Here is an 18,029-nt window from a genome sequence, read left to right as displayed (position 1 = left end):
GTAAAAATGCGGGAAGAGAGCTCCGATTATAGAGTCTTTTTGCAAGCGCAACCTTCCACGGGCCAATTTTTGCTTAATTTTTACTCAGCAAGGGCAAGTCAACGGCGATTTTTGTTTCACGTGGAACACGCAGCGGTGCCTGGACAGGGTCCGCGAGGGGGCTGCGGCGGCCGCCAATGTTTGCTACAATTGCCGCATCGTCCGCATCCATGGTCACGCCAGTGACTATTGCGACGATCATCCAGGAGGACGGCCTCCCCCATCATGGGAACACACCGGGACGGCCCGCTCTGTATAAGGAGCCGCCATGGCCTGGATACTGTTACTCATTGCCGGCATGCTTGAAGTCGTGTGGGCATATTCGATGAAACTCTCCGAGGGTTTCACCAAAATCACTCCCTCCGTTGTCACCGTCGTCATGATGATCGCCAGCTTCGGCTTGCTGTCGCTGGCCATGCGCACCCTGCCCCTGGGCACGGCCTACACGATCTGGACGGGCATCGGCGCCGTCGGCGCCTTCATCGTCGGCATCGTCTTTCTGGGCGAGCAAGTCAACACCATGCGCGTATGCGCCGCCGTCCTTATCGTGTGCGGCATCGTGCTGATGAAACTGTCGTCCAGCCACTGAGAGGAATCCCCATGCTCCTCGAAAACTATTTTCCCGTCCTGCTGTTCATTCTGATCGGCATCCTCGTCGGCATCGTGCCCATGCTGCTGGGACGCGTACTCGGTCCGCACAAGCCCGATCCGCAAAAACTGTCCCCGTATGAATGCGGCTTCGAAGCGTTCGGCGATGCGCGCATGAAGTTCGACATCCGCTTCTACCTGGTCGCCATCCTGTTCATTCTGTTCGATATCGAGGTGATCTTCCTGATGCCGTGGGCGGCCAACGTCAATGCACTGGGACTAGCCGGATTCTGGGCCGTCATGGGGTTTCTCGGCGTGCTGGCCATCGGCCTGGCGTATGAATGGAAACGCGGCGCGCTGGAGTGGGAGTAAGCGCCGCTTCTGGTTCCACGTGAAACAGGCACGGGGGCGAAAAGCGGAGTAAGCTGGGCTTCTGTCCTTCCTGTCAGGAGTACGCATGCCCGCCTTCCAGTTTCGCACCGTGCCGCATCTGATCGTTGAACCAGGCGCCGCCGCCCAACTGGGCGCGCATATCGCCCATCACTTCCCCACCGTGCGCCGCGCCCTGCTCGTCACCGACGCGGGTTTTTTGCGCACGGGCCTGGCCGATGCCTCGCTGCACAGTTTGCAAGCGACGGGCATCGAGGCGCATGTCTTTTCCGATGTGCAAGCCGATCCGCCCGAAGCCGTCGTGCTGGCTGGCGTGGCCCAAGCCCAGATGTTTCACGTGGAACTGATTATCGGCCTCGGGGGCGGCAGTTCGCTGGACGTGGCCAAGCTGATCGCCGTGCTGGCACCGGGCCGCCAGGAACTGGCGCAACTGTATGGCATCGGCAATGTCCACGGCCAGCGCCTGCCCCTGGTGCAATTGCCGACGACGGCGGGCACGGGCTCGGAAGTGACGCATATCGCCATCGTCACCACGGGCGCCACCAGCAAGATGGGCGTGGTCGCGCCGCAACTGTATGCGGACCTGGCCATCCTCGACGCCAGCCTGACCCTGGGCTTGCCGCCCGCAGTGACGGCCGCCACCGGCATCGACGCCATGGTGCATGCGATCGAAGCGTACACCAGCCGCCTGCTGAAAAATCCTCTGTCCGACATGCTGGCCACCCAGGCGCTGTCGCTGCTGCACGCGAATCTCGTCACCGCCTGCCACGATGGCGCCAACTTGCCGGCCCGCCAGGCAATGCTGCTCGGTGCCATGCTGGCTGGCCAGGCATTTGCCAATGCGCCCGTGGCCGCCGTGCACGCGCTCGCCTATCCGATCGGCGGCCTGTTCCACGTGCCACATGGCCTGTCGAATGCGCTGGTGCTGCCGCACGTGCTGCGTTTTAATTTGTCCCATGCGGCACCCCTGTATGCGCAACTGGCTGCCGTCTTGCAACCAGGCATCACCGGCAGCGAGGAAGCGCGGGCCGTGGCCCTGATCAACGCCATGCAGGAGATTGCCCAGGCCACGGGCATCGCGCGCACCTTGCGCGAGGTGGGCATCGCAGCCGGAGACCTGGACAGGCTGGCCGATGAAGCCATGCTGCAGACGCGCTTGCTGGGCAACAATCCCCGGCCCGTCACGCGCGCCGATGCGCGCGCCATCTATGCTGCCGCACTGTGAGCCAGCAGACGGAATCTGCCAACCCGCCCTGCTACACTGACGCCATGACGCCTCCCGATATCGCCATTCACGTTAACCCAACCAGCTTTCCGCATGGCGCCTGTGCGGGCTGCCACGACAGCGCGCCGCTGCCGTTTGCCTTCGAGTATGCCTATCAGCCCATCGTCGACCTGGACACGCGCAGCATCTATGCGCACGAGGCACTGGTGCGTGGCCCGAACGGCGAAAGCGCGGCCAGCGTGCTGGCGCAAGTCAACGACGCCAACCGCTACCGCTTCGACCAGGCGTGCCGCGTCAAGGCCGTGGCCGGCGCAGCGCGCCTCGGCATGCAAGGCTTCCTGTCAATCAACTTCCTGCCCAACGCCGTCTACCGCCCGGAAGTGTGCATCCGCAGCACCCTGGAAGCGGCAAAACTGCATCGCTTCCCTACCGATAAAATCATCTTTGAAGTGACGGAAGGCGAACGGGTGCAGGACCGTCCCCACCTGGTCGAGATCTTCCGCGCCTACCGGCGCTTCGGTTTTCAGACGGCCATCGATGATTTCGGCGCCGGCCATGCGGGCTTGAACCTGCTGGCCGAATACCAGCCCGACATCATCAAGATCGACATGGACCTGGTGCGCGGCATCGATACGCTGGCGCCGCGCCAGGCGATCGTGCGCGCCATCGCTGGCCTGTGCCGCGAGCTCGGCATCCGCGTGCTGGCCGAGGGCATCGAGACACGCGCCGAGCGCGACTTCCTGGCCGGCTGCGGCATTTCACTGATGCAGGGCTACTGGTTTTCCAAGCCCATCTTCCAGGGATTGGGCCATATCGCCGATATGGCCTGGGAATAAAAACGGCCACGTGAAACGTGGCCGCAGGTTCCACAAATGATACTGCCTAGTTGGGAATATCGACGACAGTCCCCGTCACGCTGATGGCATTGCCGGGCGCCGGCGTTGCCGCAATCGCCGGCACGTTGACATTCGTGATCAGGGTCGACGCATCGGCGCGCGTCACCGTGCGCACCACCTGCGATGGCGGCAAGGCTTGCTTGGCGTTCAAGTGCGCATACATGGCGTCGAGTGCCCGGTTCAGGTACACGTGCAGCGGTACGATCAGGGTCGGCAAGGCGCTGCTGAAGGAATCGAAGTGGTTGGCGTTGGTCACCTCGATATAACGCAACTTGCTATTGCCCCCTTCCACGGCGGCGTTCAGGCCCAGGTAGGCGCGCGCAGCGTGGTTGACGGGAATCAGCGTATCGCTGCGGCCGTGCACGATGAGGGCCGGCTTGCCATTGAGCTTGCCAGTTGCCTGCACCTCAGCCATGCCGGCACGCACGCGCACGCTTTGCCCCGCCAGGGTGCCCTGCAAACTGGCGCCGCTGACGGCGTCGCGCCCCGTCGCCAGACTGCGCAGGCACAGGAAGCCATCGAGCGACTGGTCCGCCAGGCTGGTCGAAGGCGACACGCCGGCCGTGTAGACTTTGGCGCCGCCCACGCTGTTCTCATACACAACATTGCCGGGGATGCCGTTTTGCGCGGCAAAGCTGGCCGCCTTTTGCGCCGAGGTAAACGCGATCGGATTGCCGCTGCCATCCGTCTGCGCAAACGTGAAACCGCACACTTTATCGGTCACGGAGAATTTTCCGTAGGCATACGCGTACGTGACGGCCACCAGGATGTTCGTGCCCGCGTGCGCCGCCTGCAGCGGATCGGAGTCCACTAACCAGCCATACGCGCGCAAGCGCTGCTTCGCGTCCGCCTGCTGCGCCGCCAGGTCGGCGCCGTTCAATAAGCCCTTGGCCACGAGCGCCGTGCAGCGTCCCGCATTGCCGGCCGCGGAAGCGATGCACGGCTGATACAGGGCGGCATAGGTGGCGTAGTCGAACAGCGCGCGGCCGGGATTGGCCACCACAGCCCCGCCCTGGCGCACGCTGTAAGCCGTGGACGGCTGCGGCTGCACTTGCGGCTCGCTGGCCGCCACGCCGCTGATCAAGCCCTTGCTATCCTGTTCCGCCGCCAGCAGGGCCGAACCGGCGCCGTTGGAAATGCTCGAGGCGATCGTGATGGTGTTTTTCGGCGTCAGCCGTACGATGCGCGAACTGCCATCGCGGGCCAGCACACCGTAGCGTTCATTCAAGACGTAATACGCCATCTCGACCGCCTGCAAGGTGACCTTGCCCCAGTCCTTCTCCGGGTTCTGCTGCGAGTGCGCATGCTTGAAGGCGACGCGGTTCGGGTAGGCGCCAGCCCAGGCCAGCCGGTCGGCATCGCTCAAGTCCAGCGCGAAGAGCGCGTTCTTGCCCGCGGCGACTCTTCCCGCGCGCACGCCATTCTGCAGGTTGACGCTGTCGTCCTCGAACACATACAGGCCCGTGCCGGAACCCTTGTCGGCATACGCCACGGCGCAACCTTTTTTCAGGCCCCATTCGCCCGAGCTGCCGATGGCGCCGTAGATGCCGCGCGAACCGCTCGACGTGCCCGTGACGATGCAGGCACGATCCGGGTCGAAGCTGGCCGGCACCTGCACCATCAAGGTGACATTCTTCTTGCCCGTGCCATCGTCGGCATAGGCGATGTATTCGCTGCCCGCGACCAGGCCCTCGCCACTGCCCACGTTGCCGGCGGCATCCACGTTCGGTCCGTACAGGGTGCCATAGCCGCTGTTGGCGGCGATGTCGAGCACGGCGCGGTAGTTGGCGTAAATCGCATTGCGGCGCAGTTCGACCGGCGTCGGCTGTTCGGCATTCGCATACAAGGGCGTGGCGCCCGCCAGCCCCGTCTTGCCCAGGCCGGCCGTCAGCAAATCGTTCGTCTTGCCGTCGTAGTCGGCGCGCGCAATCGTCCCTAGGTAGCCGGGCATCTGGTTCAGTTCTTCCGGCGCATGGTTGCTGCCGCAGCCTGCCAATGCCAGCAGGGTGCACAGGCTCATGCCGGTGCCCGCGCGCGTGATCGTCATTTGCATGGTGGTTCTCTCCGTTGAAGTAACAGTGGACGCACAATGAAAAACGCCGGACGATCCGTCCGGCGTTGCTTGAAAATCAGACAGCTGCTTTGGCCGCCCTGCCGCCGAAGCGCGCGATGGCTTCGCCGACGATGCCGCGCCGGAACAGCAGCACGCAGATGACGAAGATCACGCCCGTGACCATGCCCACCGATTCGCCCAGGGTGCCGAACCACTCGATGCCCGTGTGCGTGGCCAGGTAGGTGCCGACATCGCCCAGCTTGTTTTCCAGCGCGATGATCAGCACGGCGCCGAGGATGGGGCCGGACAAGGTACCCATGCCGCCCACCAGGGTCATCAGCACGACCAGGCCCGACATGCCCCAGTACACGTCGGTCAAGGTCTCAAAGCCCAGCACCAGGGTCTTGGTGGCGCCGGCCAGGGCGGCGAGCGAAGCCGACAGGACGATGGCCATCAGCTTGTACTTGTTGTTGACGTCGTAGCCCAGCGAGATGGCGCGCGGTTCGTTTTCCTTGATCGCCTTGAGCACCTGGCCGAACGGCGAATGGATGGTGCGCACGATCAGGGCGAAGCCGGCGACAAAAATGGCCAGCACGACGTAGTACAACACCGTGTCATTGCCCAGGTCTATCGTGCCCAGCAAGGTTCCACGTGGAACACCCTGCAAGCCATCCTCGCCGCCCGTGAACGGCAAACGCAAGGCCAGGAAGTACACCATCTGCGCCAGCGCCAGCGTGATCATCGTAAAGTAGATGCCCTGGCGGCGGATCGCCAGCCCGCCGATCACCAGACCCAGCAAGGCGCCCGTGGCGACGCCGGCCAGCAAGCCCAGTTCCGTCGGCCAGCCCCAGGTGCGCAGCGCGTAGCCGGTGACATAGCCGGCGCCGCCGAAGAAGGCCGCATGGCCGAACGACAGCAAACCGGTGTAGCCGATCAGCAAATTAAAAGCACAGGCAAACAGGGCAAAGCACAGCAACTTCATCAGGAAGACGGGATAGCCGTAAAACGGGGCCGCCAGTGCCAGCAGCAGGGCAATGGCGTAGCCTACATTCTTATTCATCGTGGTAGCTCCAATACATGACTGATGAGGATTACTTTTCTTTGCCGAACAGGCCGGCGGGACGCAGCAGCAGCACGATGACCATCACCACGAACACCACGGTGGCCGAGCCTTCCGGGTAGAACACGCGGGTCAGGCCCTCGATCACGCCCAGGCCCAGGCCCGTCAGGATGGAGCCCATGATGGAACCCATGCCGCCGATTACCACCACGGCAAACACGACGATGATCAGGTTCGAGCCCATCAGCGGCGAGACCTGGATGATCGGCGCAGCCAGCACGCCGGCAAAACCGGCTAGCGCCACGCCGAAGCCGAAGGTCAAGGTCACCATCAGCGGCACGTTGATGCCGAACGCTTCCACCAGTTTCGGGTTTTCCGTGCCGGCCCGCAGGTAGGCCCCTAATTTGGTTTTTTCGATGACGAACCAGGTGGCCAGGCAGACGGAGAGCGAAGCGATCACCACCCAGGCGCGGTAGTTCGGCAAGATCATGAAACCCAGATCCGTCGCGCCGGCCAGCGCTTCGGGCACGGCATACGGCTGGCCCGAGACGCCATAAAAGGAGCGAAACACGCCTTCCATGATCAGGGTAATGCCAAAGGTCAGCAGCAAGCCATACAGGTGGTCGAGTTTATACAGCCAGCGCAGCATGGTCTTTTCGATCAGGATGCCGACCAGGCCGACGAGGATCGGGGCGATGACCAGCATGGCCCAGTAACTGATGTCGAAATAGCTGAGGCCCATCCAGGCCAGGAAGGCGCCCATCATGTACATGGCGCCGTGCGAGAAATTAATAACGTTGAGCAAGCCGAAGATGACGGCCAGACCGAGGGACAACATGGCATAGAACGAGCCGTTGACGAGACCCAGCAGCAACTGGCTCATCATCGCTTGTATTGGAACGCCGAAAATTTCCATGGCATCACAGTATAAAAAGCACCGCCGGATAGCGATGTGGTATCAAGGGAAACGCGCCACCGCAAACGGGTGCGGCGGCGCAAGGCGAACCCTGCGGGCTAAGCGTGCAGGACGAACCGCCCGCGCACAAGCGGGCGTTTCGCGGGTGTGGCTACAGCATTACTTCCACAACGAACACTTCGATTCAGCCTTGGTCACATACGCTTGCGCACCGGGCACGGTGGCGACCACCTTGTAGTAATCCCATGGATATTTCGATTCGGACGGCTTCTTGACTTCCATCAGATACATGTCGTGCACCATGCGGCCATCGGGACGCACTTCGCCATTCTGGGTGAACATGTCGTTGATCTTGGTCTTCTTCAGATACGCCATGACTTTCTCGGTGTCATCCGTGCCGATCGCCTTGACGGCTTTCAGGTAGTTCGCCGCGGCCGAGTAATCGGCCGCCTGCAGCATCGACGGTTCCTTCTTCATCTTGGCGAAATAGCGTTTCGACCAGGCGCGCGTGTCCGCATTCAAGTCCCAGTACCAGCCGTCCGTCAGGTACATGCCTTGTGTCAGGTTCAAGCCCAGCGAATGGATGTCATTGATGAAGATCAAGAGGCCGGCCAGTTTCATCGATTTCGTCAAGCCGAACTCGTTGGCCGCCTTGATGCTGTTGATGGCGTCGCCACCGGCATTGGCCAGGCCCAGGATTTGCGGCTTTGCCGCTTGCGCCTGCAGCAGGAAGGACGAGAAATCCGAGGCGCCCAGCGGATGCTTGACGCTGCCCAGCACCTTGCCGCCGGCCGCCTTGACGACTTCGGCCGTGTCTTTTTCCAGCGAATGGCCAAACGCGTAGTCGGCCGTCATGAAATACCAGTTCTTGCCGCCCTGCTTGACGATGGTGCCGCCCGTGCCGCGCGCCAGTGCCACCGTGTCATAGGCGTAATGCACGGTGTACGGCGTGCACTCTTCATTCGTCAGGCGCGAGGAGCCGGCGCCGATGGCAATGAAGATTTTCTTCTTTTCCGCCGCGACCTTGGCCATGGCCAGGCTGGCGCCGGAATTGGTGCCGCCGATCAGCATGTCGACGCCCTGCTGGTCGAACCATTCGCGCGCCTTCGAGGCGGCGATGTCGGCCTTGTTTTGATGGTCGGCGGAAATGAATTCCACCTTCTTGCCGGCCAATACCACGCCGGCATCGGCGATCGCCATCTTGATGGCTTCCGCGCCACCGAGGCCGTCGACGTCGGAATACACGCCCGACATGTCGGAAATAAAACCAATCTTGATGGTGTCGCCCGATACCTGGGCATGCGCGGCAGCGGAAAAGCCCAGTGCGCAAAGAGTGGCGGTGGCAATGGCGATAGCGTTACGTTTCATAGTGTCTCCGTTGGGATTATTGTTTGCTATTTAAACGATTGCTCGACGACGATACGGAACTACATGGGCATTACACGCCAAGCAGCTCGGTCAATACCGGCATCTTGGCTTCCAGTTCGGATGCAGCAAAGGTCTCGACGATCTGACCGTGCTCCATCACATAAAACCGGTCCGCCAGCGGCGCGGCAAACCGGAAATTCTGCTCCACCATGACGATGGTGTATCCCTTCGCTTTCAGGGTGGTGATCATGCGCGCCAGGCCCTGCACGATGACGGGCGCCAGGCCTTCGGAAATTTCATCGAGCAGCAGCAATCGCGCGCCCGTGCGCAGGATGCGCGCCACGGCCAGCATCTGCTGCTCCCCGCCCGACAATCGCGTACCCTGGCTGTGGCGGCGCTCCTGCAAGTTCGGGAACATGGCGTAGATTTCCTCGACCGACATGCCCTTCTCGCCGCTGGCCAGGGTCGGCGGCAGCAGCAGGTTTTCCTCGGTCGACAGCGACGAGAAAATGCCGCGCTCTTCAGGACAATAGCCGATGCCCAGGTGGGCGATTTTGTGCGTGGCCAAACCTATCGCTTCGGCGCCGTTGACTTTGATGGAACCCGTGCGCGCGCCCGTCAGCCCCATGATGGCGCGCAAGGTGGTCGTGCGGCCGGCGCCGTTGCGGCCCAGCAAAGTCACCACTTCGCCCTGCTCCACTTTCAGGTTCACGTCGTGCAGGATGTGCGATTCGCCATACCAGGTGTGCAATTGCGTAATTTCCAGCGCGGGTGCCTTGTTGCTAGCGGTCATCAATGTGCCCCTTCCAGTTCGGCGTGGGTGGTGCCCATGTACGCTTCCATCACTTGCGGATTGCGCGACACTTCCGCGTAACTGCCCTCGGCCAGCATGGCGCCGCGCTGCAGGACGGAAATCTTGTCGCAGATGCCGGAAACCACGCTCATATTGTGTTCTACCATCAAAATCGTGCGGCCAACCGACACTTTTTTGATCAGCTCGGTGACGCGGTGCACGTCTTCGTGGCCCATGCCTTGCGTCGGTTCGTCGAGCAGCATCATTTCCGGTTCCATCGCCAGGGTGGTGGCAATTTCCAGCGCCCGCTTGCGTCCGTAGGGCATGTCGACCGTGATGGTGTCGGCAAATTCCGTCAGGTCGACCTCGGCCAGCAAGGCCATGGCGCGGTCGTTGAGCTGGTTCAAGGCGCGTTCGCTTTGCCAGAAGTGGAACGAGGTGCCGAGCTGGCGCTGCAAGCCGATGCGTACATTCTGCAGCACGGACAAATGCGGGAAGACGGCGGAAATCTGGAAAGAACGGATCACGCCCATGCGCGCGATCTGGGCCGGTTTGGCGGCCGTAATATCTTTCCCATTGAACAGGATCTGTCCGGATGTGGGGACCAGGAATTTGGTGAGCAAGTTGAAACACGTGGTCTTGCCGGCGCCGTTAGGACCGATCAAGGCGTGGATATGGCCCCGCTCTACCTTCAGGTTCACTTCGCTCACGGCGGTGAAACCCTTGAATTCCTTGGTCAAATTTCTTGTTTCCAAGATTACGTTTGACATCGTGTCTCCTAGTTGTACTTTTTGTACTACTTAGTCATTTTTATAATACACAACTTAAATTTAACGCACAATACAGTATAACTACGGGGATTTTTCGCCAGTCCGAATGGCGCAAACTCGCACGCTTGCCCGGCTATTTCCAGGCCGCGTGTATCATTTGCGCCGCTTTTTCCGCGATCATCACGGTGGGCGAGTTCGTATTACCAGAAGTAATGTAGGGCATGATGGAGGCATCGACGACGCGTAAACCAGCCACGCCGATCACGCGCAGCTGGCTGTCGACCACGCTCGCCGCATCGCCTGCCACGCCCATGCGGCAGGTGCCCACGGGATGAAAGATGGTGGTGCCGATCTGGCTGGCCGCCTGCGCCAGCTCTTCCTGGCTCTGGAATTGCACGCCAGGCTTATATTCCTGCGGCGCAAACTTTTTCAGGGCCGGCGCGGCGGCGATGGCCCGCGTCAGGCGCAAGGCGTCGGCCGCCACGGCGCGGTCCTGCTCGGTACTCAGGTAATTGGGCACGATCTTTGGCGCCGCATAGCTGTCGGCCGACGCGATGTGCACGTGGCCGCGCGACGTCGGGCGCAGATTGCAGACGCTGGCCGTAAACGCGGGAAACGCGTGCAAGGGTTCGCCGAATTTGTCCAAGGACAAGGGCTGCACGTGATATTGCAGGTTTGGCGTGGCTTGCTGCGGGTCGGACTTGGCAAACGCCCCCAGCTGGGACGGCGCCATCGACATGGGCCCGCTCTGGAATAGCGCATATTGCAAGCCGATCTGCATTTTTCCCACGATATTGCTGGCCATCACATTCAAGGTCTTGACGCCCTGGACTTTAAAGACCATGCGCAGCTGCAGGTGGTCCTGCAAATTGCCGCCTACGCCTGCCGAGTCCAGCACGGGCGTGATACCGTGTTCGCGCAGTAAGGCGGCCGGGCCGATGCCGGACAATTGCAGCAATTGGGGTGAACCGATGGCGCCCGCCGTCAATAAAGTTTCACGCCGGGCCGTCGCCTGCCACTGCGTGCCGCCGCCCGTCAACACGATGCCCGTGCAGCGCGGCCCCGATTCCGTCGTTTCCAGCAGCAGACGTTCCACGTGGCAACCCGTCATGATGGTCAGGTTCGGGCGGCGCGACGCCGGCTTCAAAAACGCTTTCGAGGTATTCCAGCGGACGCCGCGGCGCTGGTTGACGTCGAAATACGCGCTGCCGCTGTTGTCGCCACCGTTGAAATCGCTGGTTTTCGGGATGCCGACTTGCTGCGCCGCATCGCGGAACGCGTTCAGGATATCCCACGACAGGCGCTGCTTTTCCACGCGCCACTCTCCGCCCACGCCATGGTTTTCCGACGCGCCGCCGTAGTAATCCTCGCTTTGTTTAAATAGCGGCAAGACTTTGTCCCAGCGCCAGGAAGCGTCGTCCGTCAGATCGGCCCAGTGATCATAGTCGCCGGCCTGGCCGCGCATATAGATCATGCCGTTGATGGACGAGCTGCCTCCGAGCACTTTGCCACGCGGATACATCAGGCTGCGTCCGCCCAGTCCCGCGTCCGCCTGCGTGGAATACAGCCAGTCCGTGCGCGGATTGCCGATGCAATGCAGATAGCCGACGGGGATGTGGATCCACACGTAATCGTCCTTGCCGCCCGCTTCCACGAGCAAAACACTGGCATCCTTGTCGCGCGTGAGCCGATTGGCCAGCACGCAACCTGCCGTGCCGCCGCCCACGATGATGTAGTCGTATTCGCCTGCCGATTCCAATGAAGCTCCTTTCGGTATGCCATCAAGCTGTCGCGCGGCGTGTCTCCCCGCCCCGTTCCGCTACCAGAGTCTGTCTTTCTTCATGCATGCATGGCTGCTGAGCCGTATTGAGATTACCACCAGTGCCGGGCCAGGGCGACATTAATCGTGGCAAGCGATAGGAAAAAACGTCAAGGCAAGCCCAAAAAACCGGGCAAAACAGGGGCTCCGATCTGTGGATAACCGTATGGATATCCACAGGTACGATATGTGAGTAAACGAAATTTTTTTTGGATGACTTTTTTTTATCCCAAAACCATCCCGGGCAGATACAACGCTTACTCAGCGCTTATCCGCACGCCAAGCGATTGTTTACAAGGATAAATCGGGACTTATCCACAGAAGATGCCGCCGTTAACTACTATTACTATTCTTGTATACGAACTTGTTAAGGTAAACCCGACAACGCGCGCTTTGCCTGCCCTTCGCCTTCGGGAAGGTTCGCAAGCCTGTCTTCAAAAAAAACCGCCGAACTGCTTTGGCTGACAAAAAAAAAATCCAGCCAACAACTGAGCAACGAAAACCGGCGCGGCCGGCATCACGCGCACAGCACTGCCAAACCGTTTTGCAAAATGGAAACGTCAACCGGCTTGAGCAGGCACAGTGCCAGCAAGCCATTCAGTGTCGAAAAGAGGGGGGATTTGAAGCGATTGTGGATAAGTCACTTGATATCCACAGGATGACTTGTGAGTAAACACGAAGTTATGCGCAGGTCCGCATTTTATACAATTTTGCTCCTCGCGTGATACAGCGATTATTCACGCTTTATTTTGCGCGTAAACGGTTGATCCTGTTGAAAAAAAGTGACTTATCCACAGAAAAAAACGCGTTTACTATTACTACTATTTTTATATATAGATCTATTGTAAACCGACAAAAAAAGCGGAAGTCCGGGGATATTTCAAAAAAGCATGCAAAAAGCATCAAAAAAAAAGCCAACGGCGACAGCCCGACCCACTGCCAAACCGTCTTCCAGGAATCACCTGGACGCCAATGTTCGCGAAAGAACAGCGTTCGTGATCGCTCAACATGCATTGCCAGACAGGGATCCGTGCACGCAAATCCCGTCAAACATGTCACTGCAGCAAGAAAAAACGCGATTTTTGCTTGGTGATGTGGATAAGTGCCTGCATATCCACAGGATGAGATGTGGGAAAAGTCGATCTTTGTCCACAAGCCAATTTTTATCCCAAACAAGTCCTCCGTAGATACAATGCTTGTGCGCCTACTTTTTTGTGCGCTAAGTCGATGATTTTTAGACGGTATACCGACTTATCCACAAAAAAATGGCCGTTTACTATCACTACTATTTTTATGTATACATCTTTATTTAAAACACAGAGACAAACGCGCACGGTGGAAAAGTCGCCTGAACGGCTGTTTTCACCCTGTAAACCGTCTTGCAATGCAAAAAACCTGTAAAAACAGCATGAATTCACACAAAAAAATGCGTTTAGGCATCATCAGTGCCTTGCACGAAGAACAGCAGGGGCTGGTAGAAGCCATGCAAGGCCCCCAGAGGCGTTCGCACGGCATGCGCGACTACACCCTGGGAACCCTGTGGAATATCGACGCTGTGTGCGTCCTGTCGCGTCTGGGCAAGGTTGCCGCTGCCATGACAGCTTCTATCCTTGTGGAAAAGTACGGAGTTACCCACATCGTCTTCACCGGCGTGGCCGGCAGTGGGGATAAACACGTGAAAGTCGGCGATATCGTCGTGGCGGAATCGTTGCTGCAACACGATATGGACGCGCCCGCCCTCTGTTTCCCCGCTTCGAAGTGCCGCTGACGGGCTTGCAGCGCTTCGCCACGGATCTGGAACTGAGCACGCAACTGGCTGGCGCCGCGGAAGATTTCCTGCGCGACGATGTTTCCAGCGTGCTCAAGACGGCCGATATCGTGGAATTCGGCTTGCAGCACGCGCAGGTGCACCGCGGCCTGATCGCCAGCGGCGACCAGTTCATCAGCAGCGCCGCGCATATCAAGCAGCTGAAAGCGGATATCCCGGACCTGCTGGCCGTCGAAATGGAAGGCGCCGCCGTGGCGCAAGTGTGTTTTGAACTCGGTGTGCCGTTTACGGTCATGCGCACCATTTCCGACAACGCGAATGAGGAGGCCGCCGTCGACTTCATGCGTTTCGTGCAATCCGTCGCCTCGCCGTACGCGTTGACGGTGATCCAGCAATTGTGCCAGCGCCTGGCCGGCTGATTTTTCAGCTAGCGTGCATAAAAAAAGGGCAGAACCACTGGTTCTGCCCTTTTTGCGTTGATGACCTGCTTAAATATTAGACGCTGAGCATCATTAAACTCGCGTTACCACCCGCTGCCGTCGTATTCACGCACAGCGCCCGCTCAGCGACGAGGCGCCACAGGGGGATGGCACCGTCCTGCGTGGTCGCAATGGTGCCCACCAGGGCCCCTTCCCGCGCCGCCAGCAGCGGTTTGAGCTGGCCATCAAGGCTTGGCTCGATCATGGCGATCTGGAAATCCTGCTTGACCGACTCCAGGCTGCTGACGATCTGAATGCGGTCTTTCAGCGCCGCCGGCAAGTCGGCCGGGATCAACTCCGGCGTTTGCGCCAGCACCAGGGCCTGGTTACCGGTGGCCAGCACGGCTGCCAGCTGGTTCATCAGGGTGCCGGAGGTGGCCGCCGCGCACAGGATCGTGCCCCGTGCGGCAAAGCTCAGGGTGTTGCGCTCGCCCGTTGGGCCTGGCAAGACGGTGGTGCTGCCCAGCAAGGTGGTGCGCGCGTATTCCTGCGCCAGTTGCTCGACCTTGTCGTGGCCATGCATCTTGGCCCACACGGTCAGCGCATCGAGCGCGGGCGGCGCCTGGCGCTGGTGCTGCGCGCCGGCCGGCGCATTGCGCTGCAGGCGTTTCAGATACAGGGGCCCGCCCGCCTTCGGACCGGTGCCCGATTTGCCTTCGCCGCCGAACGGCTGCACGCCGACGACGGCGCCGACGATGTTGCGGTTGACATAAATATTGCCCACGTGCGCGCGCTGGGTGATGAAATCGATGGTTTCATCGATGCGCGTATGGATGCCCAGGGTCAAGCCGTAACCGCTGTCGTTGATCGATTGCACCAGTTGCGGCAGTTCGGCCCGCTTGTAGCGGATCACGTGCAGCACGGGGCCGAAGACTTCCTGCGTCAATTGCGCCAGCGACTTGATTTCCAGCACGGTCGGGGCGACGAACGTGCCTTTGACGGTCGGCAAATCGAGCGAATAATGGTCGATGGCCATGGTTTTCATCTTGTTGATGTGGGCCAGCAAGTTACTTTGCGCTTCCGCATCGATGACGGGACCGATATCGGTGGCCAGGCGGTCAGGATTGCCAACGCGCAATTCCTGCATGGCGCCTTTCAGCATGTGGATAGTCTTGTCGGCGATTTCCGCTTGCAGGAACAGCACGCGCAAGGCCGAGCAGCGCTGGCCGGCGCTGTCGAAAGCGGACGACATCACGTCCTGCACCACTTGCTCCGGCAAGGCGGACGAATCGACGATCAGGGCATTCTGGCCGCCCGTTTCGGCGATCAGGGGAAGGTCGATGCCTTCGGCCACGGCGCGCGCGGCCAGGTTGCGGTTGATCAATTGCGCCACTTCCGTCGAACCCGTGAAAATCACGCCTTTGACGCGCGCGTCATTGCACAGGCCGGCGCCGACGACTTCTCCGCTGCCGGGCAAGAATTGCAGCGCGCCGCGCGGCACGCCCGCCGCGTGCAGCAATTGCACGGCGCGGTGGGCGATCAGCGGCGTTTGCTCGGCCGGCTTGGCTAGCACCACGTTGCCGGCGGCCAGGGCGGCGGCCAGTTGGCCCGTAAAGATGGCCAGCGGGAAATTCCATGGGCTGATGCAGGTGACGGGACCGAGCGCCAGGGTGTTCGGCGCGTGTTCCACCTGCGCCGCGTAGTAGCGCAGGAAGTCGACGGCTTCGCGGATTTCCGCAATGGCGTTCGGCAGCGACTTGCCCGCTTCGCGCACGGCCAGGGCCATCAGCTCGATATGATGCTCTTCGAACAGGTCGGCCGCGCGTTGCAACGCTTGCGCGCGCAGCGATGGTTCCGTGGTTTGCCAATCCATGGCATACGCGCTGGCGCTGGCCAGCGCCGTTTCCACGTCGGCCGGACCGGCTTCCATGACCTTGCCCACGACATCGTCGTGCTGGGCCGGGTTGTGCAGCATGTGCGTGGGGCCGTTCAGGCTGACGGCGCCATCGATCAGCGGCGCTGCCTGCCATTGTTGCTGCTGGGCCAGGCCGGTGGCCAGGGTGCGCAAGGTGTCTTCATTCGACAGGTCCAGACCGGCCGAGTTCCTGCGCTCGCTGCCAAACATGTCCAGCGGCAACGGAATCGACGGGTGCGGCAAGCCGCCCTGCAGGCGTGCCTGCTCGAGGGGATCGCGGATCAGGCTATCGATGGCCACGCTTTCGTCGACGATCTGGTTGACGAACGACGAGTTGGCGCCGTTTTCCAGCAGGCGGCGCACCAGGTAGGCCAGCAAGGTTTCATGCGAGCCGACGGGGGCGTAGATACGGCACGGCTTGTCGAGGTTGTCGGGGCCGACGACCTGGTCGTACAGGGTCTCGCCCATGCCGTGCAGGCACTGGAATTCGTAGTCGGTGATGCCGTCGCGTTTCGCCCAGGTGTAGATGGTCGACAGGGTTTGCGCGTTGTGCGTGGCAAATTGCGGGTAGATCAGGCTGCTGGCGGCCAGCAGTTTTTGCGCGCACACGAGGTAAGACACGTCCGTGTAGACCTTGCGCGTGTAGACGGGATAGCCTTCCTGGCCATCGACTTGCGCGCGTTTGACTTCCGCATCCCAATACGCGCCCTTCACCAGGCGCACCATGAACTTGCGGCCGCTGCGGCGCGCCAGGTCGATCAGGTAATCGATGGCGAACGGGCAGCGCTTCTGATACGCCTGCACCACGTAGCCGATGCCGTCGAAGCCGGCCAAATCTGTATCGAAAGCCAGTGCTTCCATCAGGTCGAGCGACAGTTCCAAGCGGTCCGTTTCTTCCGCATCGATGTTGAAGCCGATGTTGTACTGTTTTGCCAGCAACAGCAGCGCTTTGACCTTTGGCAACAATTCTTCCATGACGCGGGCGCGCTGGGCGCGGCTGTAGCGCGCGTGCAGGGCCGACAGTTTCACGGAAATGCCGGGGCCGTTGCGGATGCCGCGCCCGTTCGAGGCCTTGCCGATCGCGTGGATCGCCGTTTCGTACGAGGCGTAGTAATTGGCCGCGTCGGCTCGGCTTGCGTCAGGGCCGCCTCGCCCAGCATGTCGTATGAGTAGCGGTAGCCGCGGGTTTCATTCTCGCGGCTGTTTTTCAGCGCTTCTTCGATGGTCTGGCCCGTCACGAACTGGTTGCCCAGCATGCGCATGGCCAGGTCGACGCCCTTGCGGATCAGCGGTTCGCCGCCTTTGGCGATGAGCTTGGTCATCGCCGAACCGAGGCCCGATTCGCTGCTGGTACTGACCAGTTTGCCCGTAATCAGCAAACCCCAGGTGGCCGCGTTGACGAACAGCGACGGCGATTCACCCAGGTGCTTCTTCCAGTCGCCCTTGCTGATTTTGTCGGCGATCAGACGGTCGGCCGTTTGACTGTCGGGTATACGCAACAGCGCTTCAGCCAGACACATCAATGCAACACCCTCTTCCGACGACAGCGAGAACTCGTGCATCAGTGCATCGACGCCGGACGCGCGCGTGCGTTTTTGGCGCACGTTCGACACCAGGCGGTGCGCCAGCGCTTGTCCTCGGCCGTCGTTTTCGGTGCTGCTGGGGCGCACTTGTTGCAACAGCCACTGCACGGCGGAAACCTCATCGCGCCTATAGGCGGCAGTGATGGCGGCGCGTTGGGGTGTCGCTTCGGGCAGGATTTCTGCCTGGAACGCAGCAAAAGGAATCGGGGTAAAAGCCGAGGGGCCTGCAGGGTGCATAAGTGCTCTTTACAAGGAAAAAGGGGACGAAAACTGACGTAATTCTTGCTCTTTTTTGGTGCAAAAAAATACAGAAAGTCGGACGTTAAGATGATTCGATTGTAAAGGGGATTCTTATGGATTAATTCTGGTAATACAGGGGACTAGCAATAGATAGTTTTTGATGCGACAATTTAACCAAATAATATTA

At 60.6% G+C, this 18,029-nt stretch carries 11 protein-coding genes and 2 pseudogenes; 5 read left to right on the top strand and 8 right to left on the bottom strand.

Annotated features, from left to right (window positions below; translation table 11 throughout):
* The first annotated feature begins 307 nt into the window (after positions 1–307).
* The 4 genes from sugE to ACQVLG_RS07935 all read left to right on the top strand — a co-directional run bounded on the left by sugE (position 308) and on the right by ACQVLG_RS07935 (position 3,078).
* Entirely contained in the window at positions 308–628 is a 321-nt protein-coding gene (gene sugE, locus ACQVLG_RS07950; RefSeq protein WP_474293836.1) for a quaternary ammonium compound efflux SMR transporter SugE, read from the top strand.
* 11 nt (positions 629–639) lie between these two features.
* A complete protein-coding gene (locus ACQVLG_RS07945) occupies positions 640–999 on the top strand; it encodes an NADH-quinone oxidoreductase subunit A (protein ID WP_474293834.1) in 360 nt (119 codons plus the stop codon).
* Positions 1,000–1,084: 85 nt separating this feature from the next.
* Complete coding sequence (locus ACQVLG_RS07940; RefSeq protein WP_474293832.1) at positions 1,085–2,242, top strand: iron-containing alcohol dehydrogenase; 1,158 nt, start codon at positions 1,085–1,087, stop codon at positions 2,240–2,242.
* Between the two features lie 44 nt (positions 2,243–2,286).
* On the top strand, positions 2,287–3,078 hold the full coding sequence (locus ACQVLG_RS07935) for an EAL domain-containing protein (RefSeq protein ID WP_474293830.1): 792 nt from the start codon (positions 2,287–2,289) through the stop codon (positions 3,076–3,078).
* A gap of 46 nt (positions 3,079–3,124) precedes the next feature.
* Here ACQVLG_RS07935 and ACQVLG_RS07930 read toward each other — a convergent pair whose 3' ends face one another.
* The 7 genes from ACQVLG_RS07930 to ACQVLG_RS07900 all read right to left on the bottom strand — a co-directional run bounded on the left by ACQVLG_RS07930 (position 3,125) and on the right by ACQVLG_RS07900 (position 11,857).
* Positions 3,125–5,185: a 3-hydroxybutyrate oligomer hydrolase family protein gene (locus ACQVLG_RS07930; protein WP_474295580.1), complete on the bottom strand. Its 2,061-nt coding sequence runs from the start codon at positions 5,183–5,185 to the stop codon at positions 3,125–3,127.
* 82 nt (positions 5,186–5,267) lie between these two features.
* Positions 5,268–6,251: a branched-chain amino acid ABC transporter permease gene (locus ACQVLG_RS07925; RefSeq protein ID WP_474293828.1), complete on the bottom strand. Its 984-nt coding sequence runs from the start codon at positions 6,249–6,251 to the stop codon at positions 5,268–5,270.
* A 31-nt stretch (positions 6,252–6,282) separates the two neighbouring features.
* Complete coding sequence (locus ACQVLG_RS07920) at positions 6,283–7,167, bottom strand: branched-chain amino acid ABC transporter permease (RefSeq protein ID WP_230540105.1); 885 nt, start codon at positions 7,165–7,167, stop codon at positions 6,283–6,285.
* A 159-nt stretch (positions 7,168–7,326) separates the two neighbouring features.
* Positions 7,327–8,535 (bottom strand): ABC transporter substrate-binding protein, encoded by a 1,209-nt coding sequence (locus tag ACQVLG_RS07915; RefSeq protein WP_230540104.1) that lies wholly within the window; start codon positions 8,533–8,535, stop codon positions 7,327–7,329.
* Between the two features lie 70 nt (positions 8,536–8,605).
* Positions 8,606–9,328 carry an ABC transporter ATP-binding protein gene (locus tag ACQVLG_RS07910; protein ID WP_474293825.1) on the bottom strand — a complete coding sequence of 241 codons (723 nt, stop codon included), beginning with the start codon at positions 9,326–9,328 and terminating at the stop codon, positions 8,606–8,608.
* A complete protein-coding gene (locus ACQVLG_RS07905) occupies positions 9,328–10,098 on the bottom strand; it encodes an ABC transporter ATP-binding protein (RefSeq protein WP_474293823.1) in 771 nt (256 codons plus the stop codon). The genes ACQVLG_RS07910 and ACQVLG_RS07905 overlap by 1 nt, the downstream gene beginning before the upstream one ends.
* A 133-nt stretch (positions 10,099–10,231) precedes the next feature.
* Entirely contained in the window at positions 10,232–11,857 is a 1,626-nt protein-coding gene (locus tag ACQVLG_RS07900; RefSeq protein WP_474293821.1) for a GMC family oxidoreductase, read from the bottom strand.
* Between the two features lie 1,486 nt (positions 11,858–13,343).
* Here ACQVLG_RS07900 and ACQVLG_RS07895 point away from each other — a divergent pair.
* Positions 13,344–14,104, top strand: a pseudogene (locus ACQVLG_RS07895) (5'-methylthioadenosine/adenosylhomocysteine nucleosidase).
* 76 nt (positions 14,105–14,180) lie between these two features.
* On the opposite strand, the pseudogene putA reads toward ACQVLG_RS07895, so the two are convergent.
* A pseudogene (gene putA, locus ACQVLG_RS07890) lies at positions 14,181–17,839 on the bottom strand (trifunctional transcriptional regulator/proline dehydrogenase/L-glutamate gamma-semialdehyde dehydrogenase).
* Positions 17,840–18,029 lie beyond the last annotated feature (190 nt).

This window comes from Janthinobacterium sp. TPC_1 (assembly GCF_056037845.1).
Note: the sequence above shows the minus strand (reverse complement) of the source record. Positions and strands in the feature narration are given on the sequence as shown.